At 53.3% G+C, this 2566-nt stretch carries 4 protein-coding genes; all 4 read right to left on the bottom strand.

Annotated elements, in window-relative coordinates; genetic code table 11:
- Positions 1-763, bottom strand: a 763-nt coding sequence (locus AKJ29_RS12675) for a hypothetical protein (protein ID WP_152972457.1), incomplete at its 3' end; no start/stop codon positions are given.
- Positions 764-777: 14 nt separating this feature from the next.
- On the bottom strand, positions 778-1650 hold the full coding sequence (locus AKJ29_RS12680; protein WP_055191412.1) for a hypothetical protein: 873 nt from the start codon (positions 1648-1650) through the stop codon (positions 778-780).
- Positions 1651-1704: 54 nt separating this feature from the next.
- Entirely contained in the window at positions 1705-2100 is a 396-nt protein-coding gene (locus AKJ29_RS12685; protein WP_235477552.1) for a toxin-activating lysine-acyltransferase, read from the bottom strand.
- Positions 2067-2261 (bottom strand): hypothetical protein, encoded by a 195-nt coding sequence (locus tag AKJ29_RS20120; RefSeq protein ID WP_235477549.1) that lies wholly within the window; start codon positions 2259-2261, stop codon positions 2067-2069. Before AKJ29_RS20120 ends, AKJ29_RS12685 begins: the two co-directional genes overlap by 34 nt.
- Between the last annotated feature and the right edge of the window lie 305 nt (positions 2262-2566).

Consider the following 2566-nt stretch of genomic DNA (forward strand, 5'->3'; position numbering starts at 1 on the left):
ACCATCGCACCGCCCAAAGCACGACCTCACCGCTGAAATGCCGTCCTTTGAAATCACTCATGGAGCATCCCTCCTGCCTGGCGAAACTTAAAAATGGGGCCGCACGGAGAAGTTTGCAACAGAGCCGTCCGATGGCATCCACAACAGTGGAAACCCTTTCCTCCGGTGTGATTAGGTTGCGTGACTGATCAACCGCGACACGCACATCCTCGGCCGCGCGAGCGTAATCCTGATAGCGCGGTGCCCAATACTCATGAAGGCTCAGAGTTTCGCGCAAACTGCTTATTCTGTTTTCCCACCCGATTATCGCGCTGGGTTCACCGCCTATGTAGAGGCCGAAATCAAACTCGAACCCCAGACTGTTCAGCAAGTCCTGCTCTTCGAAAGACAATTCATTCGGGGTTTTATCCCCGATGATCTCCAGCCAACGCTGCTGCAGTGCCGGAATTGCAACCAATTCCGCATCCAGCAACATGCCAAAAGCAAGTGGAGCCATAATGTCGAACTTGACCGAGACATCTTTCATGTATTCGGACAAATCATTGAATTTCTTGCTCAGATCAGCTGAAACCTCTTCGTACTCGGCCGCCATTGCATACGCTTCCGATAGCTGAAGATAGGTGTCGGACTGCTGAATAAGCATATTCTCAATCGAAGAAACGGCCGCATCATACCCCTGTTGCGTATCCATGACTCTGTCGAAGACAATTGATCGAAATTCATCTTTCAGAAACTGGTTCGGCGGGAAATTGGGATCAATCATGTTTTTTTTACTCTTCATTCACTCAAATGTGGGAAACGGCGTACACTGGTGGCCTGCGCGATAATTTCGACCACGCGCTGGTAAATCTCTCGGGTTTGAACCAAATACTTGGCATCAAATCTTAGCTGAGCGATGCGATTTTCAGGAAGCCAAACAAAAAAGCTGCAGTACGGTCTATCCAACGGTTCTGTCTGGCAATCTCCGGTGCCCAGAATCTCGCCACTTGCGCCCAGAAGCGCAAATGCCTCGTACCCATTTGGGCGCCACGGACATTCCCCGTCAAATGTTAATAAGTATTTCGAATCAGGACCGAATTCCTGTTCAAGGGAGCGTCGGGTTTCACTCTGCTCGGATGGTGTTGCATTGCGCAGAGAAACCAATCCGGGTGCTATCAGCGGACCTTTTCTGCAATCAATATTCACCATTCGATCGCGCACCGACGAAAAAGACATGGCATGATCCATCCCCGGGGCTTGAACCCGGCCGGTCCCATACTCAACTTCCGGCGCCGTCAGCGCGACCCGGATCTTGTCCACACTCCGTTGCTCCCCAAACGGGTCGATGAGGGGACCAAAATCTGGCATGCGCATTATCAGAGTGAGGTTCCAGTTGTTTTTCCAAGCCGGGTCGCGCGCGATCAGCTCTCCGGTCTGGGACACGTCCGGGTTGCTTACATATATGTCCTCGGGAAACTGCAGCACCCAGATCGGGTCATCCTCGGTGCCGCGTTCGCGGTCTGCGCCAAAGTCGATCAGCTGATATTCGACGGACCCATCGGCAAGCGTCACCGGGGGGATGAACAACGGGGTTGGACGGGGCGACCACCACATGGCAATGACCACATAACCAACCATCAAGAAGGCGATCGCAATCAACACTTTCTTCATTGGGAACCTTTGAGTATTTGCACGCGGGAGATTTGTCGGATTAGGCTGGAGTTCTCACAGGTTTTTCAGCCGCTCCACCTGCGACGCGCCCATCTTCTCCAGCGTCTCTTTGTCCACCAAACGGCCGATGATCGGGTGCAGGCGCAGGTCGCCAGTTTTGACCACCTGTTTGAAATTGCCCAACACGCTGGCGGTGGTTTTGCGGTCGGGCGCGATCACGTCGATCAGCCAGCTGATCTCGCCGCTGGTCCAATCCTCGGCTTTCAAGCGCAGCGGCCAGACACCGTTGCGGATCTGCTCGCGGATCTTGGCGTCGACCTCTTCAGACACGCTGGCCCAGATTGCGAGCCCGGTAATGTCGGCTAAATCACCCCGCTCCTTGTCCGCGGGGTATGCAATCGCCAGCCGGTCGCGAATCAGCGGATCGAGCACCAAGTGCTGCAGATCCACCAAGTCTGATAACGATAGCGCGGCAAGGCCATCATCGCCATCACCACTTTACCAAAGCTTTCGCGCACCTGGGCGCGTAGCGTGGCGATCTTTTTTACAACTTCGGGATCAATTTCAGGGGTCGTCTCGGGGCCGGAATTGGCAGAGGCAGAACTGGTCACAATAGCTCCATTGATTAATCGTTAACGCACTCTTTACAATTTGCTATCAACTTACAAGTGTTTACTTGAAACAAAATCCCGCAGGCGGTGTGCCTTTTTGATATCGATCAGAGGCTTGGATAGGCGGGTAATGGTCAATCGTAATAAAGAAGTCGCAAATCCATCATTTGCTCTCCGCATGGCTCTGTTGCAAACATTTTATTGAGCCGCAATGACCCTCTCGCTGGACGGAGTCAGGCTGCGAGTTGCTGTTCGAGCCAGGTCATGGTCTCTGACATAACACATGGTCCGACACCGAAGGCGCG

Origin of the sequence: Aliiroseovarius crassostreae, from assembly GCF_001307765.1 — a bacterium.
GTDB lineage: Bacteria > Pseudomonadota > Alphaproteobacteria > Rhodobacterales > Rhodobacteraceae > Aliiroseovarius > Aliiroseovarius crassostreae.

Coding starts and splice junctions, on each gene's coding strand:
- AKJ29_RS12680 (WP_055191412.1), bottom strand. CDS start 1,650: ATGAAGAAAGTGTTGATTGCGATCGCCTTCTTGATGGTTGGTTATGTG.